Genomic DNA, 25667 nt, shown 5'->3' on the forward strand with positions numbered 1-25667 from the left:
TATAATTATAGCAGGTTGTATATAAACGAAAAGGAATAGGCAAGTAGCCTATTCCTATATATAAAAAACGAAAAATGAAAAACTTAATTTTTACTGATAGAACCGCCAATTTGAGTCAATACGCTGCTGGTTGTGAAAGTCGTACCACTTGTTCCTTTAGAATAAGTACCGCTTGTATATAATCCATTGAAATTAGTACCATCTGATACACTTCCTCCGGTATAAACGGTGTAGGAAGTGCTGGATTTTAACTTGGAACTTGCATATATCAATGTACTGTACGATATTGGCGCAAGGAATGTCATTGCTTCCGTTCCGTCTGCAGCTTCTATATGCACAATAGTACTCGCAGAACCGCTTCCCATTACAACAGAATTGATTGTAGATACACTCGTACTTGGTCCACTTGTCGCACCACCAATCCCAACAATCATTCCTCCTGTTAATTTAAAGGTTCTTGCATCGCAGTCAAAGCTTGCCTCAGGTGCTTTGGAGCCAACGGCTACAACTTTTCCTCCAGTGATGGTAAACGTACCATTGGAATCCATTGCATCATTATCTGTGCTGTAAGAATAAATATAGCCTCCATTAATATATATAGCTGTTTCCGCATTTATTCCATCATCAGAAGTATTGGTGACAATATAGCCATCGTTAATAGTTAAAATACTTTTACTTTCAATACCTTCATTGGCGCTAGATTTTACATAAAGACTACCTCCGTTAATTGTTACATAAGGAGTGATCGTATTATCACTGTCAGTATAAGATGCTGTAATCCCCTTGCCTACGCTAGAGATGTTTATTGTACCATCATTTATCACAACATAACCTTCATCTACCTGTATTCCATCATCAGACGCTGTAAGATTTAATGTACCGTTATCCATGATGAATGCGTCATTGGTATGAATTGCATCCTTTGTTGCACTGCTCACCGTAATACTTCCTGCTCTTACTCTAATATAATCATCACTACAAATTGCATGCTTATAATTTCCTTTAACAGTAAGACTACCAGAACCACTAAATATCAATTGACCTTCACTGAAAATCGTACCTTTTTGATCTTCATCATTGGTTGCCGTTGCATAAGTGGAGCCATCTGTTAATGTGTTGGTTGTTCCAGAAGCTAATACTATGAAGCCTCGTTTTTTGGATTGAATATTGAGCGCTGGACCATCTGAGTTCGTAATGGATGCACCACTTAAAGTCAATTCATATTTATTATCACTATATAGTTTTACAGAACCATCACTTGTGGTTCCTGAAACAACATAAGCTACCCCAGAAACAGTGGAGGTAATAGTAACATCAGAACCGCTCGTTGTAATCGTTACACCACTAGAAGCTAATGGGTTGGTAATCGTTACAGTGCTACCAAAAGTTATGGTTACAGTATTGGAAAATGTTGAATTTTCTAGGGAATCATCTGCGTTTACGGCTGTTTCGGTAGATCCTTCTGCTGTGCCTGTTGTGTAGGTGCTATCAATTGTACCCGAAGTCGTAGATGAGGACGTATCGGAAGCCACTACATCATCTTTGGAGCAACTCGTATAAATGAAAAATAAGGTTAAGGGAAATAATAATTTAGATAGGTTTTGCATAACTCGACTATTGTGGTTTTGGAAAATAATTCTATGACAAAACTAAATGTAAATGATTTATTCTATTAAACAGGTATAGATGAATGAACTTATTCTGTAGATTAACTTTTTCCGTATTTCATAAATGCAATTTCCAATCTCGTAAATGAAAAGTGAATAGCATTTATACATTTGCATTAGAGAAACATCCACATACATCGCAAATATCAAAAGCCCGGGACTCCGTTTTTTTTCAAAAATAGAGTCCCGGCACTATTTTAAAAAGCAAGGAATTAATTCTGTTAAAATTGCACTATAACGTCCCTCATAACTACAGAATCATGTGATTGTATTATTTTTTCCCAAAAACCTAATTAAGTTTGCACATACGTAATAATGGTTATATTGCATCTTATAACTACAATGCGTCACCTATGGTGAGACATTTCGAAATATTTTAAATACTGAATGAAACATATAGCAAACGGATTTACCTTACTTAATTTAATATTTGGCGGACTTGCTATAATAGCCGTATTGCAAAGTGGCTTGACCACCACCATGGATGATAACGGACTTACATATATAATTTTACCAGAAAAAATATATTTAGCTTCGGTGTTTATTGGTTGTGCTGCAATTATTGATTTTCTAGATGGGTTCGTTGCTCGATTATTAAAGATCTCTTCTCCAATGGGTATGCAATTAGACTCACTCGCAGATGTTGTGAGTTTTGGTGTTGCTCCAGGAATGATCGTTTTTCAATTTTTAAGATTAGCGTATTCAAAAGGAGAGGGTGGGTTAGATGTAAATGAATTAGCGTTGGTTCCTGCTCTTTTATTACCTGCATTTGGTGCCGTTCGTTTGGCACGTTTTAATCTCGACTCTTCGCATTCTCCTTATTTCAAAGGAGTACCAATACCTGCAGTGGGCTTATTAATTGCTTCATTTCCTTTGATTTATTGGCATACGCAAAGCGTGTATGTAATTCAAATATTTACCAATCCAATTTTTTGGTATGCATCTATTGCTATTTTATGCTTTCTGATGGTAAGTACAACGCCAATGTTGAGTTTGAAAATGAAATGTTTTGCTATTAAGAAAGATTGGCCACTAATTGCGTTGATGTTGATAGCGATCATTTCAGGTATTTTGACGGAATGGTTAGCTGTACCAATTGTGTTTATTGCCTATTTGATTTTTTCCTTAACGACTATCAAAAAGAAGAATTTAAGCGAGTCTCTTTAGTTTTCACATTAATCATATTTCCACATGCTTTATTTAGTTCCGACACCCATCGGTAATTTGAAAGATGTAACGCTACGTGCATTAGAAATTTTGCAAAGCGTTGATGTTATTTTATGTGAAGACACGCGCACATCGTCCAAATTTTTACAACATTATTCTATCCAAAAGCCTTTGGTTCCATATCACATGCACAACGAGCATAAAGTTGTAAGCAATTTGGTGGACGAGATGGCTATGGGAAAAAATATGGCATTGATCACCGATGCAGGCACGCCAGGTGTTTCTGATCCTGCATTTTTGATCGTACGAGAATGCATTAAAAAAGACGTCAAAGTGGAGTCTCTTCCAGGTGCGACGGCATTTGTTCCTGCTTTAGTCAATAGTGGCTTGCCGACCAATCGTTTTTGTTTCGAAGGATTTTTGCCACCCAAAAAAGGTCGTATGACCTTATTAAAAAAGTTGGCGGTAGAAGAGCGTACGATGATTATATACGAAAGCCCCATGCGCCTAGTCAAGACTTTGAAGGAATTTATTACCTATTTTGGGGCAGAACGCCAATGTAGTGTTAGCCGAGAAATCACGAAAATGTTCGAAGAAACAAAACGCGGTACTCTGGAAGAAGTGAGCGCTTATTTCCAAGAAAAAACGGTAAAAGGTGAAATCGTAATTGTACTAGAAGGATTTGAAGAGAAATAAATTATTCTCCTTCCGATGTTTTCTTCAATTTATCCAAAGACTTTTCCATAGAGGGGCCGAGGATTTTTTCATTTAAAGTCGCACCGATTCTTTGCCAAGGATACCAATCTAATTTTTGTGTAAAATACCATTGTACCGTGTATGCATTGGGAACGGAAGTACTTGGTATGATGGTAAATCCACTCATTTGAGGATTTCCTCTTGTTCCTGCCCACTCTGTATTGATATGAATACTATCAATTTTGGTAATCGTAACGCGACTTTTGGCAATCTGCGCAGACGCATTGACGCCTTGTGTATTTTTTGTAAAAAAGGCGATTTGAACAGATGTGTCAATCATCCACTTATGCCAATTATTTATATCCGAAATGTTCTTTTCTATACTGTCCTTTGGCGCTTGAATATCCACTTGACGGATGACCGTAACATGGGAAGAAAAAAGCATACCAACTGCCGTAATCAATCCAAATAATACTAAAATACTTATAATTGCGAAACGAATTCCTTTCATATTTCTATTTTATTCCCAACGAAATAATTTGATAGCGATAGCATAAACAATAATACCCCAAATCGTAAGATTCAATAAATCTGGCCAACAGGCAAATAAACTTGCACCTTCAAATGCAATATTTCTCATTGCATTATTGAAATGTGTTAACGGTAAAAAATTACAAAATGTTTGTAGCCATTGTGGAAATGACTCAATTGAGAAAAATGTACCTGCCAATAAAAATTGAGGCATAGTGAAAATATTTGCCAATGGGGGCACCGCACTTTCGGTCTTGGCAACGCTGCCTACAATAAAGCCACAACCCATGAAAATAACTAAGGAGAAAAAACTTAAGAGCATAATTTCCAAAAAGGTAATCCAGCCATGAATTAGCGTAAAATGAAAAGCAAATACACCAACTGCTATAATGATTACCGCTGTGACCATTTGAAATATTACTCTACTCAATGCCTCTCCCAATACGATATAGGTTCTAGAAATCGGCGTTGCAAAAAATCTTTTCAAAACTAATTGCTGACGCAAATTGAAAAATAAAAATGCCACACCAAATATACCAGCCGCCAATAAGGAAAATCCCATCATACCAGGAAGTATAAAATCAATGGTTCTGTATACTCTACCAGGAAGTACGTTTACTTCTTTTTCAACTGTTGCGACAGTTGCGGCATTGGGATACAATGTGCGATCCATTTTATCAATTTCTGCATTGAGCATGGTTTTCAATACGGAAATATTTTGTGTGGATACGGCATGAGATGTGGTAATGCTGATGGTTTCTGGAGCTTTGGGATCATTCGATTTTTTGATAGAAATAATTCCTACAATACGTCCTTTTTGAACATCTTCTAACGTTGCTTCTTTGCTTTTTTCAACGATATCAAAAGTCGCAGCATTTTTTATTTGAAAATAAATAGGATTGAGTGTGTCACTCTGATGATCTACAGCAATTTTGAGTGAAATTTTATTCGTATCACCCATAAATCCAAATACAAGAATGAATACCAAAGGAAATCCAATGCTAAACATAATCGAAGACGGACTTCTTAACATGGATTGTAATCCTGCTCGGGTGATTGCGAGCATCGCTCTAAATTGATTGTATTTTCCTGCCATATTACTTCTTGCTAACCGTGCGCAAAAGTAAGAACTATCTTTTCTAATCTTTTAAAAAATGTTTACGATGTATTTTTGCCAAAGTTTGGATATGGATTTTCCTGATTTGTAAAGGATTATATTAGGTTTGCATTAAAATAAATGTACATGCTTCAAGCAGAAGGTATTCATAAGTTTTATGGGGAATTGGAAGTTTTAAAAGGAGTAGACCTCACCATTCAAAAAGGAGAGATTGTTTCTATTATAGGTTCTTCTGGTGCAGGTAAAAGTACCTTGTTACATATTTTAGGATCTTTGGATGCCGCTGATGAAGGTTCCGTTCAGTTAAATGATGTTGTTATTACCCAATTGAAAGGAAAGAAATTGGCGGACTTTAGGAATAAAAACATTGGTTTCGTTTTCCAATTTCACCATTTGTTACCCGAATTTTCAGCTTTGGAAAATGTTTGTATTCCAGGTTGGATTGCAGGAAGAAAGAAAAAGGAAGTTGAAGATGATGCCAAAAGTCTTTTGACAAAATTGGGATTGGCAGAAAAGATGGATAACAAACCTTCTCAATTGAGTGGCGGACAACAACAGAGAGTTGCCGTGGCGAGGGCTTTGATCAATAAACCTGCAATCGTGTTTGCTGACGAACCAACTGGAAATTTGGATAGTAAAAATGCGAAAGAACTACACAACCTATTCGTTCAATTAAGAAATGAATTTGAACAAACCTTTTTGATCGTAACACATAATGAAGAATTAGCTAGCATGAGCAATCGTGTTTTGCATATGAAAGATGGAAGAATTATCAATGAACAGATTAATTAGACATTTGGAGTCCATTTAATTTCTTCGACATTCATTTTCTTAGCTACAAATCGGCCCAAAACGAATAGATAATCGCTCAATCTATTCAAATAACACAATAGATTTCCCACATTAACAACATTTTCATTTTCAGACAAATGAACTAATTCTCTTTCGGCTCGGCGACAAACAGCGCGAGCAATGTGAATTTCGGATACGGTTGGATGACCACCTGGTAATATGAAATGTGTCATTTGGGGTAAGGTTTCCTCCATCGTATCAATTGCCAATTCTAAGACCTTGATATTATCTTCTGATAATTCTGGAATGGGAGTGTGATTTTTTTTCTTAGGGTCCAGTGTTACCCAAGCTCCTATACAAAATATATCATTTTGAATTGATCTTAATAGATTCGATATTTCACTGTATTGTATATTAAGATCAGAGATCATTCCAATATGTGCATTCAATTCATCCAAGTCTCCACATACTTGAATTCGCTCATTTGACTTCGATACACGGGAGCCTCCGATGAGCCCTGTGGTTCCTTTATCGCCTGTTTTGGTATAAATTTTAAAAGCCATATTTTTTTTCAAAAATAATTCATTTTTTAAATCATTGATAAATAGTTGTTTATGCGTCATTTAATAGAGAAGTGAAAATTATTTTAAAAATAATAAATACAAATGTTTGTTAGTTTAAATAAAGCTATTATCTTTGTGTTATCAAAGTAAGAAAACGAGCTTGCTTTGTACGATTGCCTGCCTCTAACGATTGATTGATTCGATTGCCTCCGGCCTGATTAACCGGAATTGCCTATGAGAATGTGTGTGTAGAATGCGAAGGTCTTCCCTCAGTAAAAAGGTAAGACCTTTTTCTTTTGCATAATTTGGTATAAATCATAGCGTTACTACTTACTAAATGAAAAAGATGCTTTAATTTCAGTATTTAATTATTCTAAGTTCTGATAAAAGATAATAGCCATGACCTCAAGAGCATCTAAAATATGGAAGCGTATTGGTATTATATTCGGTAGTGTTATCGTTTTGATAGTTCTCGTACTTTCGATTGGTAGCTGGTACATTTCTTCCCATAAAGAGAAAATAAAAAACTTAATTGTGGAAGAAGTAAGAAAGAAGGTACATGGTACTTTTGAGATGGGAGATTTGAGTGTCAGCATCTGGAGGGATTTTCCACGATTACAAGTCGGTATTACGAATGTTATTTTAAAAGATTCTATTATACAAAAGCCAATTATTCAGATAGGACATCTTTATACGAATGTCAATGTGTTAAAGTTATTGTTTGGTAAGGCTAAAATAAATCAACTGAATATTGAAGATGGACAAATACAGCTTTTAACGAATAAAGATGGTTACACAAATACATCTATATTTAATAATAATGATACTACAAGTAAAAATGAATCCTCTGATAAGAAAGAAACAGAGCTACCAATAAATTCGATTAATTTAAGAAATGTCCAGTTTGTTCTAGATGATCAACATGGCAATAAATTTTATGGAATAAAAATTATTAGACTAAAGGGCGAGTTTACAAAGCCAGATTCCAATTATGCTATACGTTTAAATATGGATACCTATATACAAGGGATGGGTTTTGTTACAAAAAATGGATTCTTTTTTCGAAAAAAATATTTATCTGCCAATTGGAAAGAAATGCACTTCAATCCTCGTAATGGAGATTTGACTTTTGCGTCATCACCCGTATTTATTGATCATCATATTTTTAATATTGGAGGTGGATTTAATTTTAGCGCTGATTCCGCAACATCCAAACTAGATCTGACTGTACAAAGTTCACAGACGACGTTTAAAGATTGTGCAAGTATTTTGGCAGATAATATTCAGCATTCTCTTTCCTTATACAAATTAGAAGGTCCCATAGATGTGGAGGCAACATTAAAGGGGTCATTAAAGCAATCAACACCTACTATTCATTTAAGAGCCTCGGCTCCAAATAATACGATTAAATTACCTTCAGATGTGATCTTGGATAGTGTACGATTTGTGGGTTATTACAATAATCAATTAGATGTAAAAAAGGAACCTACTGATCCTAATTCAGGTATATCGTTTAAAGGTTTTGGCGCGAGTTGGAATGGCGTTCCTTTGATTGGTGATAAAATACATGTGGTTAATTTGAGTATTCCTATTATCAATTTAAAAATACATTCGGAAGGAGAATTATCCAATCTTAATAGTCAATTTAACCTAGTAAGTTTAAAATTTTTGGGCGGACATGCAAGACTAGATATTGGCTACGATGGGCGCGCAGAATCTGTAAATGATATTATCCAAAATTTTGCCGGAAAATTAGTGGTATCTAACGGCAAAGCAGTATATGTTCCTAAAGGATTAAAGTTTGAGGAATGTAATGGTGCAATTATATTTGGAAGCAATGCTTTAACTGTGAACAATCTTACCGCTTCACTAAATGGAAATAAAGTTTATGTAAATATAAAGGGGAAAGCAAGCGATTTAAATGCAAAAAATCCAGTTAAGAGCTGGTTAATTTGTGATGTACATGCGCCAACATTAAACTTGGCTTACTTTAAAAGTTTATTTGGTTCTACATCCAGCAGTGCAACTTCATCCTCCAATAAATCTAGGCCCAAATCTACCAAAACAAATTCAAGTCAATTAGGTAGTGCATCTTTAAATATAGATGATATATTGGAAAAGGGAGATTTCAATTTAAATCTAAGATCAGAAAATATTATTTACAATAATTTCAAAGCGACCAATTTGATTAGTAAAATTCGATTTTCCAATAATAGCTGGACGTTAGGACAATTTTCTTTGAATCACGCGGAAGGAAAAATGAATTTGCATGGAACTGTTATACCAATCTCTGCAACAAGAAATAATGCAGATTTTGTACTAGACTTCAATAAAGTAAATATCCAAAAGCTTTTTTATGGCTTTAATAATTTTGGTATTGATAATATTTCTTATAAAAATATAAAAGGATTATTTACATCTAATTTAAATCTGAGTACAGTAATCAATAATGATGGTAATATTATTCCTAGAACGACCGTAGGTTGGATTAATTTTAATCTAAGTAATGGAGAGTTGATCAATTTTCCCCCCTTGTTGTCGATTCAGAAATATGTATTTAAAAATAGAGATTTGAATGATGTGAAATTTGCTACAATAACAAATAAGATAAAAGTAGACAAGGGGGATTTTTATATCAATAAAATGGAAATCGCATCCACAGTATTAAGATTATTTGTCAATGGGATTTACAGTCCGAATGGTAATACGGATCTAAGTATTCAAGTTCCGTTTGCGTCTTTAATAAAAAAGAAGAGTAAACAAGAGTCCTTGGAAAAGACAGGTGATCCCGAGAAAGCTGGAGCTAGCGTATATTTAAGAGCCACCAACAAAGATGGTGGCCCGATAGGCGTCAAATTAGATGTTTTTAAAAAATTACGCAAAGATGAAATTTCAGAAAGAATGGCCAAAGAAGGAATTTTACAAAACTAATTGCGGGATAAAATATACTCCAAAATAACTTCAGGAAAATTGGCATGTTCTAATTGATGAATCTTTTGTGCTAAACTTTCTGGGGTATCTGCCTCATTAACAAGACATTTTGCTTGGAAAAGATGCTTGCCATTATCATATACTTCATCCACAAGATGAATAGTAATGCCACTTTCGGATTCTTTATTTGCAATAACTGCTTCATGTACAAAATGGCCATACATACCATTCCCTCCATATTTTGGCAAAAGCGAAGGGTGTATATTGATAATACGCTCAGAAAATGCTTGAACCAATTTTGCTGGAATTTTCCACAAGAAACCTGCTAAAATTAAATAATCAAATTTTTCTAATTCTGGAATGTAAGCGTCACCTTTCTTGAAACGAGCAGATTCCAAAATTAAAGTCGGCACATTATATGCTTTAGCATATTCCAATACACCTGCATTTGAATTATTAGTAGCAATTAATCCAACAGAGACTGATTCGCTATTTTTTAAATAAGAAAGAATATTTGCTGCATTACTACCTGTGCCGCTTGCCAAAATGGCTAATTTGATAAATTTCATGTTGCAAAAATGCATATTTATTTATTAGATTTTAAGTAAAAAATGACAAATGGTACTATTGTGAAAAAATATAGGACTATTTGCAATAAAGAAAACCAAAACAGAGAATTTTAAACGTAAATCTTCCTGCTCAAAAAAGAATTTCTGAATTTAGTGAAAAAAAATTTAAAAAGGTTGCAGTTTTGTCAACTTCGTGTCATATTTTTGCGGCGTTAGGGATATTTTTCCACATTCCATTAACTGAATTGTGAATATGATTCATTTTAAAAATTTCATAAGTAAGTTCGGCGTAGTACTGAGTTTGGTTTTGTTATTATCCAGTTCAAGTCTATTTGCTCAAGACGGTAAGGCGTTATTTCAAGCCAATTGTGCTTCATGTCATGCCTTAGACAAAGTTTTAACAGGTCCTGCATTAAGAGGAGTCGAAGATCGTTGGCCCAGTAGAGCTGATATACACTCTTGGGTTCTAAACAGTGCAGCTGTATTAAAGTCAGGTAACAAGTATGCAAACAATTTGTTTAACCAATATGGCAAGGTAAGCATGACAGCTTTCCAAGGTACATTGGATACAAAACAGATTGATGCCATCTTAGATTACATTAAGACGGCTCCACAACCTAAAGCAGATAATGGTGCTGGTGGTGCAGCGGATGCGAGTGCACAAGGTGATGGTTCTGACAACAGTTTATTTTATGGTATTATTACTGTAGTATTAGCTATTGTAGTATTAATCTTAATTCAAGTTAATACAAACTTGAAAAGAGTTGCTGAAAAGAAAGCTGGTGAACCTCAATTACAAACACCAACTCCTTGGTATAGAAAGAAATCAGTTTTGGTTTTCTTAGTAGTAATTGTATTCTTAGGATTTGGATATTGTTTAGCTAAAAATGCGATAGGTCTAGGACATTATCAAAATTATGAGCCTAAACAACCGATATTCTACTCACACAAGGTACACGCAGGTGTAAATCAGATAAATTGCCAATACTGTCACATAGGCGTATATCAAGGCAAACAAGCAACTATTCCCGCTGTGAATATTTGTATGAACTGTCACAAGGCAATTAAAGAATACACTGGAGCTCCATTGAAAGATGAAGAAGGGAACGATATCAACGGTACAGCTGAAATTCAAAAATTGTATGCTTACGCTGGATACGATCCAAGCAAAGATGGTACTAATTGGGATGCTTCTAAAGCGAAACCAATCGCTTGGACAAGAATTCACAACTTACCTGATCACGTTTACTTCAATCACTCTCAACACGTAAAAGTTGGACAAGTAGCTTGTCAAACTTGCCACGGAGAAATTCAAAATATGAATGAAGTAAAACAATTTGCTCCTTTGACAATGGGATGGTGTATCAACTGTCACAGAACTACAAAAGTTCAGTTCAAAGACAATGGTTTCTATAGCATGTACGAAAAATATCACGATGAATTAAAGAGTGGCAAAATTGATTCTGTTACAGTATTCATGATTGGAGGTACAGAATGTCAAAAATGTCACTATTAAGACAGGATTTAATAGTAGAAAAGAGAAGAATTAATTTTTAAAAAATTTTCAAATTCCGATATAAATGGAGAACAGAAAGTACTGGCAAAACTTTGGTGAAAAGAATGATTCAGAGGCATTTAAGGCATCTGTAAAGGATGAGTTTCCCAAAGAAAAGGAACAGCAAATACCTTTTGACGAAAGTAAGGGGTTATTGAGTTCAGTTACTCCCCGTAGAGATTTTTTGAAATATTTAGGTTTCAGTACTGCAGCAGCAGCAGTTGCCGCAAGTTGCGAAACTCCAATAAATAAATCTATCCCATTTGCTAACAAACCAGAAGATATCGTTCCTGGTCAAGCAAATTATTATGCAACTACTTATGCTCAAGACGGGGACGTTACGAGTGTAATTGCAAAAGTTAGAGACGGTCGTCCTATCAAATTAGAAGGTAATGAATTGTCTCCTCTTACAAAAGGTGGTACATCAGCTAGAATTCAAGCGGCTGTATTAGACTTATATGATACTAACAGATTAAGATTCCCAACAATTTCCTCTAAAGAATCAACATTCGCAGCCGTTGATAAAGCTGTTGCAAGTGATTTAGTTTCTTTAGGTGGCAAACCAGTTGTAATCTTAACTTCTTCTATTACATCTCCATCTTCTAAAACTGTTATTGATCAGTTTATTGCAAAATATCCAGGTAGCCGCCAAGTTACTTATGATGCCGTATCTTATTCTGGTTTATTATTAGCTAATGAAGCAACTTTTGGTAAAAGAGCAATTCCTGCATATCATTTTGAAAATGCGGATGTAATTGTTTCTTTAAATAGTGATTTCTTAGGTACTTGGTTAACTCCAGTTGAGTTTTCAAAACAATATGCAGTTGGAAAGAAAATAGATGAGAAAAATCCTAAAATGAGCAAGCACTTTCAATTTGAAAGTATTTTGAGCATGACAGGAGCAAATGCTGACGAAAGATTTATTCAAAAACCATCTGAAGAAGGCTTAGTTGTTGCTGCTCTTTATGCAGCTGTAACTGGAGGATCAATCAGTGGTATTTCAGATGCAAAATTAAAAGCAGGTATTCAAAAAGCTGCCAAAGCGCTTATTGCTAAAAAGGGTAAATCTTTAGTTGTAAGTGGTAGCAATGATACAAATATTCAAATAATTGTAAATGCCATCAATCAAACGGTTGGTGCGTATGGTACTACTATTGATTGGGCTACACCAATTAATAATCGCCAAGGTATAGATAATGAATTTGTACAATTAGTTCAACAATTAAATAGTGGATCTGTTGGTGCATTGTTTGTTATTGGAGCAAATCCTGCATATTCTTGGTATAATGCAGAGCAATTTATTGCTGGTGTTAAGAAAACTCCTTTGACAGTTTCATTTGCTGAAAAAATTGATGAAACTGCTGAATTGTGTAAATATCAAATTCCTTCTAACCATTTCTTGGAAAGTTGGGATGATCAAGAAGCTAAATTGGGATATATTTCCTTTACGCAACCAACCATCAACCCATTGTTCAAAACTCGTCAATGGCAAGACAGCTTGTTGAAATGGGCAGGAAATCCAGTTTCTTATGCTGATTTCTTAAAACAATCTTGGATTACCAAATTAGGTGGTGAACCAGCTTGGGCTAAGGTATTGCAAGATGGTGTTATCAATCCTGCTGCTGCTCCTTTAGCTGCTGCGGCATTTAATGGCGCTGCTGTTGCTGCTGCCGTAAGTGCTTCTTCTACTTCTGTAAACGGTGGTAAATATCAAGTTCAACTTTATCAAAAAGTTTCTATAGGTGAAGGTCAAGGTGCTGGTAATCCTTGGTTACAAGAAATGCCTGATCCCGTTACTCGTGCAACTTGGGATAACTATGCGATCATTTCTCCTGCATTAGCTAAAACATTATTCAACATTGATTTGAATGATAATGGTAGTGCGGATGATTATGAAGTACATCCTGATAAACATGTTGTAAAAGTTACTGTTAACGGTAAATCAATTGACTTACCAGCAATTATAATTCCTGGTACAGAAGCAAATACAATTGGTATTGCGGTTGGATTTGGACGTTCTGAAAAATTAGGAAAAACTGCTGCTGGAGTTGGTAAAAATGCTTATGTTTTAGCTTCTCTAGTGGGTGGTAATGTTTCTTATAAAGCGACAAGTGCTGATCTTGCTGATACGGGTAGTTTATATCCAGTAGCTTTTGTTCAAACGCATAATATCTACGATACTCCTCAGGGTAAACGTGTAGAAATTATGAAAGAATTGACTTTAGCTGATTTCAAAAAAGATCCTAAACATATTTTCGAAGATAGAGAGCATGAATTTGAAGAGTTTGGTGGTGTTGAAAATTTCGAAAAACAAGGTACTATTTATCCATATTATGAAAAACCAGGTATTCACTGGTCTATGAGTGTGGATTTAAATAGCTGTACTGGTTGTGGTGCTTGTGTAGTAGCATGTCAAGCTGAAAACAATATAGCAGTTGTAGGTAAGAGTGAAGTTGCTCGTTTCCACGATATGGAATGGTTAAGAATTGACCGTTACTATAGTGGTGATTTAGAAAATCCACAAGTTGTATTCCAACCGTTGATGTGTCAACATTGTGATAATGCACCTTGTGAGAACGTTTGTCCTGTTAACGCAACGAACCACAGTACTGAAGGTTTAAACCAAATGGCTTATAACAGATGTATTGGTACAAGATATTGTGCAAATAACTGTCCATATAAAGTACGTCGTTTCAACTGGGCTGATTATACTGGAGCTGATAGCTTCCCAGATAACCAAGACCAACAAGTTGTTGGTGTATTAGATCCTGCTGTTCATCAAATGAACGATGATTTGACAAGAATGGTTCTAAATCCAGACGTAACAGTTCGTTCTCGTGGTGTAATGGAAAAATGTTCTTTCTGTGTTCAAAGATTACAAGAAGGTAAACTTACAGCGAAGAGAGAAGGTCGTCCTTTGAAATCTGGAGAAAACAACGAATGGGATGTTAGGACAGCATGTCAACAATCTTGCCCTAGTGATTGTATCGTATTTGGTAATGTTAATGATCCAAAAAGTGCAATCTCTCAAGTTAGACACGAAAATCCACTTCGTTTATTCTATTCCTTGGAACAATTACACATTATGCCTAATGTGAATTATTTAACTAAGGTTAGAAATCGTGATGAAATCACAATCGAAGAAGAAGCATAATTTATTAGCTTTATATAATTGAGTATAAAATTTAATTGGTAATAAACAGAACTCGATGTCATTATTTAAATACGAATCAGAAGTCAGGGAGCCTTTGGTGAAGGGTAACAAAACTTATCATCAAATTACCGAAGATATTATCAGCCCCATCGAAGTAAAGCCTACAAAACTATGGTATGTTGGTTTTGTATTAGCGATATGTTTACTTGGGTTTGGTGTAGTCAGCGTATATGAAGAGGTAGTTTATGGTATTGGCCAGTGGAACCTAAATAAAACCGTTGGTTGGGGTTGGGATATTACTAACTTCGTATGGTGGGTAGGTATTGGCCATGCTGGTACATTGATCTCCGCTATCTTGTTATTGTTCCGTCAAGGATGGAGAACAGGTGTGAATAGAGCAGCTGAAGCAATGACAATCTTCGCCGTTATGTGTGCAGGTCAGTTTCCAATTTTCCACATGGGGCGTGTATGGATGGCGATGTTTGTAATGCCTTATCCAAATACAAGAGGTTCTTTATGGCCTAACTTTGAATCTCCATTACTTTGGGACGTATTTGCGATCTCTACTTACTTTACTGTTTCTTTATTATTTTGGTATTCTGGTTTATTACCTGATTTCGCAACAGTAAGAGACCGTGCTAAAACTAAATTACGTAGATTATTATATGGTGCTGCTGCATTTGGTTGGACTGGTTCTACTAAACACTGGCAAAGACATGAATCTCTTTCATTAGTGTTAGCTGGTTTGTCAACTCCATTGGTACTTTCAGTACACACAATTGTATCTTTTGACTTTGCAACATCTGTTATACCTGGTTGGCATACTGCCATCTTCCCTCCTTACTTCGTAGCGGGTGCGGTATTCTCTGGATTTGCCATGGTGCAGACGCTTCTTTTAATGGTTCGCCATTTATTAGGATTGCAAGATTATATTACAATGGGGCATATTGAGGCGATGAATAAAGTCATTGTTTTGACAGCATCAATTGTTGGTTGTGCATACTTAACAGAATTGTTCATGGCATGGTACTCTCAAAATAAATATGAAGGTTACGCTTTCTTCTATAGCCGTGTTAACTTGTTTAGTCCTTATGGTTGGTCTTATTGGGGTATGATGAGTTGTAACGTTATTGTTCCTCAGATATTCTGGTTCAAGAAAATTAGAAGAAATATCTTTATTACCTTCTTCATGAGTATCTTGATTAACGTAGGTATGTGGTTTGAACGTTTTGTAATTATCGTTACTTCTATCTATCGTGACTATCTTCCATCTTCTTGGACAATTTACTATAGTCCATCTATTTGGGAACTTGGGTTCTACTTAGGTACGTTTGGATTATTCTTTACATGTTTCTTCTTATTTGCTAAATACTTCCCTACAATTGCGGTAGCTGAAATCAAATCTGTTCTTAAAACTACTGGTGATAATTACCATGAAAAAATGGTACCAGTTGAAACATTGGAACCTGAAGATTTCGCTCACAAATACGCACATTAGTAAGAGATTTATTTAAATAAGATATTAAAATTAATTTGGTAAGCTAAAAGCTCGAATATATGTCTAAAAAGAAGTTTGTTGTAGCTTGTTATGATGATGATGATCAATTGTTTCCTGCGATTAAAAAGTGCAGAGAAGCTGGTTATAAAATTCATGATATTTATACTCCATTTCCTGTTCATGGTTTAGATCATGCACTTGGGATGAGAGAGACAAGTTTGCATACTGCCGGTTTTATTTATGGTATTACTGGTACGACTACGGCTTTGTCTTGTATGACTTGGATTTTAACTTCAGATTGGCCTCAGATTTATGATGGTAAACCACATTTTGCTTTGCCTGCATTTATCCCTATCACATTTGAGCTTACAGTAATGTTCGCTGCTGTAGGTATGGTAATGACTTTTATGTGGCTTTGTAAAATGGCTCCGGGTGTTAAAAAACATCATTTTGATCTAAGAGCTACGGATGATTTATTCGTTATGCCGATTGAATGTACATCTAAAACGAATGTTGATGATTTGCAATCGTTTTTAAAGAGCACTGGAGCGATGAAGGTTAATGTTCAAGAAGCTGAAACTGAATGGTGGTGGGGTAGATATGATGTTGATGATGAACCTCATTTGATTCAAGATGTTCCAGTTGACGCCGCTTAATATTTTTGATAATTAGATAATTGTGTTAAGTTATTACACTATAGAAGTATAATTATTTACTGATGAAGAAATTTTCTGTAATAGCATTTGTAGGTTTAGCAGGTATTGGCCTTGTAAGTTGCAGCGACAATAATCGCAAACCTCATAGAGTATATATGCCAGATATGTTTTATAGCAGAGCTTATGAAACGTATGGTCAAAGAGATTCTTCTGTATTTACAGAAAATCCTAATGATGCTGGTGAAAAAGTATTTTATAATAATCAACCAGTGAGTGGTACTATTTCCAGAGGAGAGGATATGCCTTTTGACATACCGAAGGATAAACCGGGAGATACTACAAACTATGTAGTGGCAAAGGCTTTTCAAAATCCTGAGCCTGCATTAGATACTAAGACTCATGCAGAAACAGAAAGATTATACTTAATCTATTGTGGTATCTGTCACGGAGCTAAGTTAGATGGTAATGGTCCTTTATACAAAGGTGGAGATGGACCTTTTCCTGCTAAGCCAGCAGATTTTATTGCTGGAGCTAAATATTTAGCAATGCCTGATGGACAGATGTTCTACTCTGTTACTTATGGATTTAATATGATGGGTAGTTATGCATCTCAATTATCAAGAAAACAACGTTGGGATATTATCCATTATATTAAAGGTAAACAAGCTGAAGCTACTAAACCAGCAGCTACCGCAACATCAGATAGCAGTGCTGTCGCTAAAAAATAAGAAAGTCGATTAAAATAATATTTGTTTTTTAAAGATCATAATATGTCTACATTAAAATTGCAATTTGAAGTACCTTCTAAAATGAAATCGTGGTCTATCGGTTTGATTGTGGTTGGTTTAATTGCTGTAATACTTGGTTTCGTAACTAAGGGATCTTCCAAGGAAGCAAGTCTAAGTACTCAATTTTGGGGTACTCTGATGTATAATAGCATATTTTTCCTTTTGGTATGTAATGCTGCTATGTTTTTTATTTGTGCTACTACATTAGCAATGGGCGGTTGGCAGCAAAGTTTTAAAAGAGTTGCTGAGGCAATCTCTGCAGTTGTTCCAATTTTCGCTGTATTAACTGGTTTACTTTTAATTGGTTTTGTTTTAACTGGCAACTATCATATATACGAATGGTTAAATAAGGATTTTGTTAATAGCCATGAAGCTGTTAAAGGTAAATCTGGATTTTTAAGCCCTGGATTCTTTATTGTTTGGACTTTATTGACATTGGGTCTTTGGGTTATTTTAGGTAAAAATATGCGTAAGATATCTTCTGAAGCAGATGAAAAGCCATTTGGTTTTGAAGAAGGTAGAAAATATATTTTCAGAAATACGGTTGCTGCGGCGTTATTCATTGTATGGTTTGCACTTACCGTAGGTTCTGTTACTCCATGGTTCTGGATGATGAGTATCGATGCTGGTTGGTATAGTACGATGTACAGTTGGTATACTTTTGCGTCTTCTTTTGTTTCTGGTGTTGCATTAATTATTCTCTTCGTTATATACTTGAAGAATAAAGGATATTTAGAATATACGAACCAAGAACACTTACATGATTTAGGTAAATTTATGTTTGCATTCTCTATTTTCTGGACTTACCTTTGGTTTGCTCAATATATGTTGTTATGGTATGCAAATATCCCTGAAGAAACGATTTATTTCAAGAAAAGAATCCAAACTGAGTATAAAGGTGTTTTCTTCTTGATGTTAGTTATCAACTTTGTATGTCCTATTTTAATCTTGATGAAGCGTTCTGCAAAGCGTAATTACACGGTATTGACATTCATGGCTGTATTGATCATATTTGGTCACTGGTTAGATTTTTACCAAATGATTATGGCTAGTCTTTGCAATAGTGAGATTACTTTAGGTTGGTTAGATTTTGGTGTAGCAGCTTTATATGTAGGGATGATTATATTCTTTGTTGGTAAAAATTTAGAGAAGAAACCATTAATTCCTAGATATCATCCATTCTTGAAAGAAAGTATTATTCACCATACTTAATCTTTAAAAGAAAGATTATTGGTTCTTAGTAATTTTGATTATTTTTTGAGCGTCTTTATTTAGTTTACTATAAAGAGATAAATTCTATTACATGTTATTGTCAATTGCGGTTATTTTATTGATTCTACTGGTAATATTCCAGATTTCTAAAGCGAGTGAATATGTTTCTATTCTTCGTGGAGAAGACAAGTCCTTCAAGCAAAGTAATAAGGTAAATGGTTTTCTGATGATTACTTTTTTAGTTTTTGGTTTGATTGCAGTGTATTGGTGCAATAAGATTTTATATCCAAAAACAAATCTTCATCTTGGATCTTCTAGCATTGAAGGTGAACAAGTAGATACAATGCTTTGGATAACTATTATTATCACAGGAATTGTTTTTATAGTAACCCAAATATTATTATTTTGGTTTGCATTTAGATATCAACATAAAGAAGGTAATACTTCCTATTTCTACCCTCACAATAGTAAACTAGAAATAGTATGGACTACTGTACCTACAATTGTACTTGCTATTTTGATTGTATTTGGATTAAGAAGTTGGTCTTTATTTACTGGAGATGCTCCTAAAGATGCTATGCAAATTGAAGTTACAGGTAAACAATTTGGTTGGATTTTTAGATATCCAGGTAAAGATGGTGTTTTTGGTGAAAAATATTTTAAAGATATTGATGAAGGTAATAGTAATCCTTTGGGTTTAATTTGGAAGGATAGTGCGGCATTAGGTCAAAAAGCTGATCCTGCTACTATGGACGATATTATTGCTCAATCTACTGTATATATTGTTAAGAATAAACCAGTTAAGTTTATTATTAACTCAAGAGATGTTATACATGATTTTGGTTTGTCTTGGTTCAGAATGAAGATGGATGCAGTTCCTGGTACACCTACTACAATGTGGTTTACACCTAAGTATACTACTAAAGAAATGATTCAGCGTACTGGTAATCCTGATTTTCAATATGAAGTTTCATGTGATCAATTATGTGGTAATGGTCACTACTCTATGAAAGGTACAATTGTTGTGGTTACACAAGCTGAATATGATGAATGGTTAGCTAAACAAAAACCTGCTTATTATGCAGCGTTCCCTGATAAAGAACCAAAAGAAGCTCCTGCAGCTACAGATTCTTCTTCTGCAAAGGCAGCAACAACAGCGAAATTATAGTTTTAATAAAAGTATTTTACAAAGGATAGATTCTAAAGGTTTTATAATATGAGTAATGAATTAGTATTAAATCCGGGAGTTGATATAGCTGGAGATGCACATGCTCATGAGCATCATCACCATCAACCTTTTATCACAAAGTATATTTTTAGTTTTGATCATAAGATGATCGCTAAACAATATTTATTAAGTGGTATTTTCTGGGCCATTATTGGTGGTTTGATGTCTTTGGTTTTCCGTTTGCAACTTGGATTTCCAGATCAAGCATTTCCATTATTAGAAGAGGTATTAGGTAAAAAATGGGCGCCAGGTGGACATATTAATGCGGATGCCTATTATAGTTTGATTACAATTCATGGAACTGTATTATTGTTCTTTGTATTAACTGGTGGATTAAGTGGAACTTTTGCAAATTTCTTAATTCCTTTACAAATTGGAGCAAGAGATATGGCTTCTCCTTTGATGAATATGTTGAGCTATTGGTTCTTCTTTTTATCTGGGTTAATTATGTTATGTTCATTATTTTTAGAAACAGGACCTTTTGCAGGTGGTTGGCAAGCATATCCTCCATTAAGTGCTTTGGGTGATGCTTCTAAAGGTTCCAAAGCGGGTATGGATTATTGGACTACAGCTATGGTACTTTTCGTTGTTTCTCAGTTGTTAGGTGGTCTTAATTATATTTCGACTGTCTTGAATATGAGAACAAAAGGTATGAGTATGACAAGAATGCCGCTTACTATTTGGGGATTAATGTTCCAAGCAGTTTTAGGTGTATTATCTTTCCCTGTATTAACGGCTGGTTTTGTATTACTTATTTTTGATAGACACTTTGGAACTAGTTTCTATTTATCTGATATTTTTGTAAATGGTGTTGGTGCTCTTTCTCATGAAGGTGGTAATGCTATTCTTTATCAACATTTATTCTGGTTCTTAGGTCATCCTGAAGTTTACATTGTAATTCTTCCAGCGATGGGTCTAGTATCTGAAGTAATGTCTGTAAATGCACGTAAGCCAATCTTTGGTTATACTGCAATGATTGGATCCATGGCTGCGATTGTTGTATTAGCATTCTTAGTATGGGCGCATCACATGTTTGTAACAGGTTTAAATCCATTCCTCGGATCAATATTCGTATTGTTAACGTTGTTGATTGCTATTCCTTCTGCGATTAAAGCCTTTAACTGGATTACAACACTTTGGAGAGGAAATAACATTTTCCGTCCTGGTATGTTATTCGCAATCGGTTTTGTGAGTGTATTTATTTCTGGTGGTTTGACTGGTATTTTCTTAGGAAATGCAGCAATTGATATACATATACATGATACTTATTTTGTGATTGCTCACTTTCACTTAGTAATGGGTGTGGCAGGTTTCTTTGGAATGTTCTGTGGCATTTATCATTGGTATCCAAAAATGTTTGGACGCTATATGAATAATACTTTAGGTGATATTCATTTTTGGATTACAATCATAGGAGCTTATTGTATATTTTGGCCTATGTATTATGAAGGTTTATCAGGTATGCCAAGACGTTATTATGATTATAGCACATGGCAATCTTTCAAACAATTTGCTGAATTGAATAAGTTTATATCTATTGCAGCTATTGTAACATTCTTTGCTCAATTGTTATTTATATTCAATTTCTTCTATTCTATGTTTAAAGGTAGAAAGGTAAGATCTCAAAATCCATATCATAGTAATACATTAGAATGGACAACTCCTATCATACCTGGTCATGGTAATTGGCCTGGAGAAATTCCTGAAGTATATCGTTGGCCTTATGATTATAACAAGGATGGCCGTGAATTTACAACACAGGTTACTCCAATTGGAGCGGATGAAACTGAACACTAGGATATTTTCCTAGTGTTACTTCAAAGATCTTTGATAGGATTTTTATAGATTTGGATATTAGAAAGAACATTAACATTTAGTGCAATTGGAAAAAGTCAAGTCAAATTCTTTTAGTTTGTCTCTTAAGGTACGTGATTATATCATTTTGATGAAATTTACCTTAAGTTTTACAGTGGTTTTTTCCTGCGTTATATGTTATTTGTTGGCTCCCAATGTATTATTTGATCTAAAAATGGTCATACTGTTATTTGTGGCAGGTATGTTGGTTACGGGCAGTGCGAGTGCTATAAATCAGTCTATTGAAAAAGACACAGATGCTTTAATGAAGCGTACTGCAGATCGTCCAGTTGCTAGTGGTAGGGTTTCACAAAATGAAGCATATATCTTTGCTGGTATTACTGGTATTATAGGGGTATTGATGATGTATTTATTTTTCAATCTTTCCTCTGCTATACTTTCTGCATTTAGTTTGTTCTTTTATGCATTTGTCTATACACCTTTAAAAAAGGTTAGTTCTATTGCTGTATTAGCTGGCGCGCTTCCTGGTGCTTTACCTTGCTTTATTGGTTGGGTCGCAGGTACTGATTTAATCTCACCTTTTTCATTTACAGAGGTTGGGCATGTTTCTAATATCGCTGGTTGGGCTTTATTTGGAATTCAGTTTTTATGGCAATTTCCTCATTTTTGGGCTATTGCTTGGGTTGCTCATGGTGATTATAGTAAAGCTGGTTTCAAATTATTACCTGCTGATAAAGGTCCTACGAAATTTACTGCAATTCAGACAATTTTATATAGTATAGTTATGTTACCAGTGGGTGTTATACCTAAATACCTTGGTTTAACTGGTAATATTAGTTTTTGGATTGTAATTGTTTTAAATCTCTTCTTGATTGTTCAGTGTGTTCGTTTGTATAAAGACATGAATGTAAAGGCGGCAAGACTGGTAATGTTTAGTAGTTATATTTATTTGCCTTTAGTTTATTTATCTTTATTGGCAGATAAGGTTCATTTTATATAAAGTTTTAAGTATGTATATGTCAGCAAGTACTTCAAAAAGTGGTAGAATGCATCCACATAAATTTACTATGTGGTTGGGTATCGCTGCTATTTGTATGACATTTGCGGGATTGACAAGTGCTTACGTTGTTAAAAGAGCGCAGAGCAGTTGGTTAGAATTTAAATTACCTAAAGAATTTTGGGTTTCTACGTTAATCATTCTTTTAAGTAGTTTAACTATGCATCTTGCTTTAAAATCTTTTAAGGCAAGGGCTAGATTGAAATATAGAAATCTTATCACCTTAACTTGTCTTTTAGGTTTGTTATTTGGATTTGTACAGTGGTTTGGTTTCCAAGATTTGATGTCTAGAGGCATTCAGATTTTTGGAGAAGGTAGTAATCCTTCTGCTTCTTTTCTTGGTGTGATTGTTGGTTTGCACTTTTTACATGTGTTTGGTGGTATTGTTGCATTGGTAATTACAACAATTAGAGCGTATAGAAAAAAGGTGAAAAGTTATGATACAACACCTGTTGAGGTTGTATCTATCTATTGGCATTTTGTGGATATTCTTTGGATATATCTTTTTATTTTCTTTGCAATTATGTAATTGCGATTTATAATTGTGGTTTAAATTTAATTATTAAGAACATGGCAACTTCAAGTGTTTCTACTTCAGGAAAAATTAAATGGTGGGGTGGTGGAATCAGCCCATTGAACGTAGAGTACGGTAAGGTTATGATGTGGTTTTTCCTCATCAGTGACGCTTTAACGTTTGGTGCATTTTTGATCTCTTATGGTACTACTCGTTTCGCGACTTCTTCGTGGCCTGATCCAAATACAGTTTTTAAGTCTGTACCGATTCCAGGTTTACATCTTGAAGGAAATTATCCATTGGTTTTCGTTAGTATTATGACTTTCATTTTGATTATTAGTTCTGTTACGATGGTTTTAGCCGTACAAGCTGGTCAAAGAATGGATAAAAAGGCTGTTGTTAAAAATCTTATTTATACAATTATTGGTGGTTTGGCTTTCGTAGGATGTCAAGCGATGGAATGGTATCATTTACATGAGGAAGGTGCTTGGTGGGGAAAAAATCCATTTGCTAATTCTAATGGAACTTTATCATCTCCTAATTTTACCAATTATTTCTTTACAATTACAGGTTTTCATGGTTTCCACGTATCTACAGGTATTTTGATTAATATCATAATGTTAATCATGACTTTATGTAACGTTTTTGAAAAAAGAAAATCGTACTTAATGATTGAAAAGGCTGGATTGTACTGGCACTTTGTTGATCTTGTTTGGGTATTTGTATTTACTTGTTTTTACTTATTGTAATTTATATTATTGAGATTCAATTTATTATTAAAAATATTTATATGGAAACTACAGTTGATTTACACGGAGAAGGTCATCATGAGGATGGTAAGAAAATGGTGATAAAGATTACAATTCTTCTTTCTGTCATTACTATTATTGAATTGATCTTAGGTTTTATTATGATGCCTATGCCTGAAGGTAGTTTTTCAAGACATTTTATTAAGGGTATTATAATTGTATTAATGCTTTGGAAAGCTTACTATATTACTGGATACTTCATGCACTTGAAACATGAAAATGGAGTAATGAAGAAATTGATCTTAATTCCTTTATCCATTTTTGTATGGTTTATTATTGCGTTTTTAGCTGATGGTGCTTCTTATTTACATTTACGTAAAACTTACGATCCATATAGTTTAAAAATGAATTCTATGAAAGCGCCTCAACATGAGGAAGGGGCAGAACATCATAGTCCTACTGAAGAATAATAACTCTATTTTAAGGTATTTATAAAAACCACTGTATTTGCAGTGGTTTTTTTGTTGTGCTTTGTATTTTGCGGTTTACATTTGCGGTGATTTAAAAAGGTGAGGATATGAATAAAAAAGCGTTTATTGGTATTTTGCTTGCATTAGGAATTCCTATTGTGAGTTTTTTTATGATGAAATATTTGAGTGATAATGCTATTCATATGCCGCGTCATTATCTTTTAGATTCTATCACTACGACCGTTAAAGATGGAAAGCAAAAGAAAGATAGTGTATGGCATACATTGGCTAATATCCATTTAGTGAATCAATTAGGAGATTCTGTTGATTTATATAGTATTAAAAATAAAGTTATTGTTGCAGATCTATTTTTTACTAGTTGTGGATCTATCTGCCCTTCTTTGACGAGACATATGTCTATGATGCAAAAGTCCTTTTTGAAAGGTGGTGGCACTCGTATGGAAGAGGATTCTTCAAATGTCCAATTTTTATCTTTTTCTATTGATCCGGAAAGAGATACTGTAGCTAAATTGAAAAAGTATGCAGATCAATATGGTGTTATACATGATAATTGGTGGTTTTTAACTGGCAATAAGGATTCTATATATAACTATATTTTTCAAGAACTTAAAGTTGACAAGTTTTCTGATCAGCCAATCGATCCCAATTTCGCACATACAGCATATTTTGTCTTAATAGATAAGAATTATCAAGTACGTGGATATTATAATGGTTTGGATACTATAGATGCCTTACCTAGGATGGCTAATGACATAGGTCTTCTAATTGTTGAAAAAGACAAAGCTCATCCAAGTCCATTACCGTTTGACCCAAATACATTGGCAATTATTGGAATCATTGCCGCTATTATTGTTTTAATTATCATGAAACGTATTCAATTAAAGAGTAAAAAGGAAATTTTAGAATCTAAATAAAAG

22 protein-coding genes are annotated in these 25667 nt (G+C 34.4%); 17 read left to right on the top strand and 5 right to left on the bottom strand.

From position 1 onward, the window contains the following. Nucleotides 1-83: 83 nt before the first annotated feature. Complete coding sequence (locus E0W69_RS17900) at nucleotides 84-1607, bottom strand: carbohydrate-binding domain-containing protein (protein WP_131331430.1); 1524 nt, start codon at nucleotides 1605-1607, stop codon at nucleotides 84-86. Between the two features lie 447 nt (nucleotides 1608-2054). On the opposite strand from E0W69_RS17900, the gene E0W69_RS17905 reads away from it, so the two are divergent. Both E0W69_RS17905 and rsmI read left to right on the top strand, forming a co-directional pair. Then, nucleotides 2055-2834, top strand: coding sequence for a CDP-alcohol phosphatidyltransferase family protein (locus E0W69_RS17905; RefSeq protein WP_131331431.1), 780 nt, complete (start codon nucleotides 2055-2057; stop codon nucleotides 2832-2834). A 24-nt stretch (nucleotides 2835-2858) separates the two neighbouring features. Further along, a complete protein-coding gene (gene rsmI / locus E0W69_RS17910; protein WP_131331432.1) occupies nucleotides 2859-3530 on the top strand; it encodes a 16S rRNA (cytidine(1402)-2'-O)-methyltransferase in 672 nt (223 codons plus the stop codon). A gap of 1 nt (nucleotide 3531) precedes the next feature. On the opposite strand, the gene E0W69_RS17915 is transcribed toward rsmI, so the two are convergent. Both E0W69_RS17915 and E0W69_RS17920 read right to left on the bottom strand, forming a co-directional pair. Further along, nucleotides 3532-4041: an SRPBCC family protein gene (locus E0W69_RS17915; protein ID WP_131331433.1), complete on the bottom strand. Its 510-nt coding sequence runs from the start codon at nucleotides 4039-4041 to the stop codon at nucleotides 3532-3534. A 9-nt stretch (nucleotides 4042-4050) separates the two neighbouring features. Next, complete coding sequence (locus tag E0W69_RS17920) at nucleotides 4051-5157, bottom strand: ABC transporter permease (protein WP_131331434.1); 1107 nt, start codon at nucleotides 5155-5157, stop codon at nucleotides 4051-4053. 147 nt (nucleotides 5158-5304) lie between these two features. On the opposite strand from E0W69_RS17920, the gene E0W69_RS17925 reads away from it, so the two are divergent. Beyond that, entirely contained in the window at nucleotides 5305-5970 is a 666-nt protein-coding gene (locus E0W69_RS17925) for an ABC transporter ATP-binding protein (RefSeq protein WP_131331435.1), read from the top strand. Here E0W69_RS17925 and E0W69_RS17930 read toward each other — a convergent pair. After that, entirely contained in the window at nucleotides 5967-6533 is a 567-nt protein-coding gene (locus tag E0W69_RS17930) for a cob(I)yrinic acid a,c-diamide adenosyltransferase (RefSeq protein WP_131332007.1), read from the bottom strand. The genes E0W69_RS17925 and E0W69_RS17930 overlap by 4 nt on opposite strands. Before the next feature lie 399 nt (nucleotides 6534-6932). On the opposite strand from E0W69_RS17930, the gene E0W69_RS17935 reads away from it, so the two are divergent. Further along, nucleotides 6933-9464 carry an AsmA family protein gene (locus tag E0W69_RS17935; RefSeq protein WP_131331436.1) on the top strand — a complete coding sequence of 844 codons (2532 nt, stop codon included), beginning with the start codon at nucleotides 6933-6935 and terminating at the stop codon, nucleotides 9462-9464. Here E0W69_RS17935 and purN read toward each other — a convergent pair. Next, nucleotides 9461-10033 (bottom strand): phosphoribosylglycinamide formyltransferase, encoded by a 573-nt coding sequence (gene purN, locus E0W69_RS17940; RefSeq protein WP_131331437.1) that lies wholly within the window; start codon nucleotides 10031-10033, stop codon nucleotides 9461-9463. The genes E0W69_RS17935 and purN overlap by 4 nt on opposite strands. A gap of 253 nt (nucleotides 10034-10286) precedes the next feature. Here purN and E0W69_RS17945 point away from each other — a divergent pair, with 253 nt between their 5' ends. The 13 genes from E0W69_RS17945 (at nucleotide 10287) to E0W69_RS18005 (ending at nucleotide 25664) form a co-directional block, all read left to right on the top strand. Beyond that, a complete protein-coding gene (locus tag E0W69_RS17945; RefSeq protein ID WP_131331438.1) occupies nucleotides 10287-11549 on the top strand; it encodes a c-type cytochrome in 1263 nt (420 codons plus the stop codon). Nucleotides 11550-11613: 64 nt separating this feature from the next. Continuing rightward, on the top strand, nucleotides 11614-14742 hold the full coding sequence (locus tag E0W69_RS17950) for a TAT-variant-translocated molybdopterin oxidoreductase (RefSeq protein ID WP_131331439.1): 3129 nt from the start codon (nucleotides 11614-11616) through the stop codon (nucleotides 14740-14742). A 55-nt stretch (nucleotides 14743-14797) separates the two neighbouring features. Then, the gene (gene nrfD / locus E0W69_RS17955) at nucleotides 14798-16240 is read left to right on the top strand and encodes an NrfD/PsrC family molybdoenzyme membrane anchor subunit (protein WP_131331440.1); all 1443 of its coding nucleotides are present in this window, start codon (nucleotides 14798-14800) and stop codon (nucleotides 16238-16240) included. Between the two features lie 59 nt (nucleotides 16241-16299). Further along, nucleotides 16300-16896 (top strand): DUF3341 domain-containing protein, encoded by a 597-nt coding sequence (locus tag E0W69_RS17960; protein WP_131331441.1) that lies wholly within the window; start codon nucleotides 16300-16302, stop codon nucleotides 16894-16896. A gap of 62 nt (nucleotides 16897-16958) precedes the next feature. Beyond that, a complete protein-coding gene (locus tag E0W69_RS17965; RefSeq protein ID WP_131331442.1) occupies nucleotides 16959-17624 on the top strand; it encodes a c-type cytochrome in 666 nt (221 codons plus the stop codon). Nucleotides 17625-17666: 42 nt separating this feature from the next. Next, nucleotides 17667-18896 (top strand): quinol:cytochrome C oxidoreductase, encoded by a 1230-nt coding sequence (locus E0W69_RS17970; RefSeq protein WP_131331443.1) that lies wholly within the window; start codon nucleotides 17667-17669, stop codon nucleotides 18894-18896. A 91-nt stretch (nucleotides 18897-18987) separates the two neighbouring features. Next, complete coding sequence (locus E0W69_RS17975) at nucleotides 18988-20064, top strand: cytochrome c oxidase subunit II (protein ID WP_131331444.1); 1077 nt, start codon at nucleotides 18988-18990, stop codon at nucleotides 20062-20064. Nucleotides 20065-20112: 48 nt separating this feature from the next. After that, on the top strand, nucleotides 20113-21921 hold the full coding sequence (locus E0W69_RS17980; RefSeq protein ID WP_131331445.1) for a cytochrome c oxidase subunit I: 1809 nt from the start codon (nucleotides 20113-20115) through the stop codon (nucleotides 21919-21921). A 115-nt stretch (nucleotides 21922-22036) separates the two neighbouring features. Further along, nucleotides 22037-22939: a heme o synthase gene (gene cyoE / locus E0W69_RS17985; RefSeq protein WP_225321308.1), complete on the top strand. Its 903-nt coding sequence runs from the start codon at nucleotides 22037-22039 to the stop codon at nucleotides 22937-22939. 16 nt (nucleotides 22940-22955) lie between these two features. Then, nucleotides 22956-23525 (top strand): cytochrome c oxidase subunit 3, encoded by a 570-nt coding sequence (locus E0W69_RS17990; RefSeq protein ID WP_131331446.1) that lies wholly within the window; start codon nucleotides 22956-22958, stop codon nucleotides 23523-23525. A 41-nt stretch (nucleotides 23526-23566) separates the two neighbouring features. After that, on the top strand, nucleotides 23567-24259 hold the full coding sequence (locus E0W69_RS17995; RefSeq protein WP_131331447.1) for a cytochrome c oxidase subunit 3: 693 nt from the start codon (nucleotides 23567-23569) through the stop codon (nucleotides 24257-24259). 41 nt (nucleotides 24260-24300) lie between these two features. Then, complete coding sequence (locus tag E0W69_RS18000) at nucleotides 24301-24729, top strand: cytochrome C oxidase subunit IV family protein (RefSeq protein ID WP_131331448.1); 429 nt, start codon at nucleotides 24301-24303, stop codon at nucleotides 24727-24729. A 107-nt stretch (nucleotides 24730-24836) separates the two neighbouring features. Then, entirely contained in the window at nucleotides 24837-25664 is an 828-nt protein-coding gene (locus E0W69_RS18005; protein WP_131331449.1) for an SCO family protein, read from the top strand. Nucleotides 25665-25667: the final 3 nt, after the last annotated feature.

Source organism: Rhizosphaericola mali (assembly GCF_004337365.2).
In the GTDB taxonomy this organism is placed as follows: domain Bacteria; phylum Bacteroidota; class Bacteroidia; order Chitinophagales; family Chitinophagaceae; genus Rhizosphaericola; species Rhizosphaericola mali.

Bases quoted from the DNA above. Each gene is read 5' to 3' on its own strand.
- E0W69_RS17965 (WP_131331442.1), top strand. From the start codon at position 16,959: ATGAAGAAATTTTCTGTAATAGCATTTGTAGGTTTAGCAGGTATTGGC.
- E0W69_RS17950 (WP_131331439.1), top strand. From the start codon at position 11,614: ATGGAGAACAGAAAGTACTGGCAAAACTTTGGTGAAAAGAATGATTCA.
- rsmI (WP_131331432.1), top strand. From the start codon at position 2,859: ATGCTTTATTTAGTTCCGACACCCATCGGTAATTTGAAAGATGTAACG.
- E0W69_RS17945 (WP_131331438.1), top strand. From the start codon at position 10,287: ATGATTCATTTTAAAAATTTCATAAGTAAGTTCGGCGTAGTACTGAGT.
- E0W69_RS18000 (WP_131331448.1), top strand. From the start codon at position 24,301: ATGGAAACTACAGTTGATTTACACGGAGAAGGTCATCATGAGGATGGT.
- E0W69_RS17930 (WP_131332007.1), bottom strand. From the start codon at position 6,533: ATGGCTTTTAAAATTTATACCAAAACAGGCGATAAAGGAACCACAGGG.
- E0W69_RS17905 (WP_131331431.1), top strand. From the start codon at position 2,055: ATGAAACATATAGCAAACGGATTTACCTTACTTAATTTAATATTTGGC.
- E0W69_RS17970 (WP_131331443.1), top strand. From the start codon at position 17,667: ATGTCTACATTAAAATTGCAATTTGAAGTACCTTCTAAAATGAAATCG.
- E0W69_RS17925 (WP_131331435.1), top strand. From the start codon at position 5,305: ATGCTTCAAGCAGAAGGTATTCATAAGTTTTATGGGGAATTGGAAGTT.
- E0W69_RS17900 (WP_131331430.1), bottom strand. From the start codon at position 1,607: ATGCAAAACCTATCTAAATTATTATTTCCCTTAACCTTATTTTTCATT.
- E0W69_RS17920 (WP_131331434.1), bottom strand. From the start codon at position 5,157: ATGGCAGGAAAATACAATCAATTTAGAGCGATGCTCGCAATCACCCGA.
- E0W69_RS17990 (WP_131331446.1), top strand. From the start codon at position 22,956: ATGTCAGCAAGTACTTCAAAAAGTGGTAGAATGCATCCACATAAATTT.
- nrfD (WP_131331440.1), top strand. From the start codon at position 14,798: ATGTCATTATTTAAATACGAATCAGAAGTCAGGGAGCCTTTGGTGAAG.
- E0W69_RS18005 (WP_131331449.1), top strand. From the start codon at position 24,837: ATGAATAAAAAAGCGTTTATTGGTATTTTGCTTGCATTAGGAATTCCT.
- E0W69_RS17935 (WP_131331436.1), top strand. From the start codon at position 6,933: ATGACCTCAAGAGCATCTAAAATATGGAAGCGTATTGGTATTATATTC.
- E0W69_RS17915 (WP_131331433.1), bottom strand. From the start codon at position 4,041: ATGAAAGGAATTCGTTTCGCAATTATAAGTATTTTAGTATTATTTGGA.
- E0W69_RS17960 (WP_131331441.1), top strand. From the start codon at position 16,300: ATGTCTAAAAAGAAGTTTGTTGTAGCTTGTTATGATGATGATGATCAA.
- E0W69_RS17995 (WP_131331447.1), top strand. From the start codon at position 23,567: ATGGCAACTTCAAGTGTTTCTACTTCAGGAAAAATTAAATGGTGGGGT.
- purN (WP_131331437.1), bottom strand. From the start codon at position 10,033: ATGAAATTTATCAAATTAGCCATTTTGGCAAGCGGCACAGGTAGTAAT.
- E0W69_RS17980 (WP_131331445.1), top strand. From the start codon at position 20,113: ATGAGTAATGAATTAGTATTAAATCCGGGAGTTGATATAGCTGGAGAT.
- E0W69_RS17975 (WP_131331444.1), top strand. From the start codon at position 18,988: ATGTTATTGTCAATTGCGGTTATTTTATTGATTCTACTGGTAATATTC.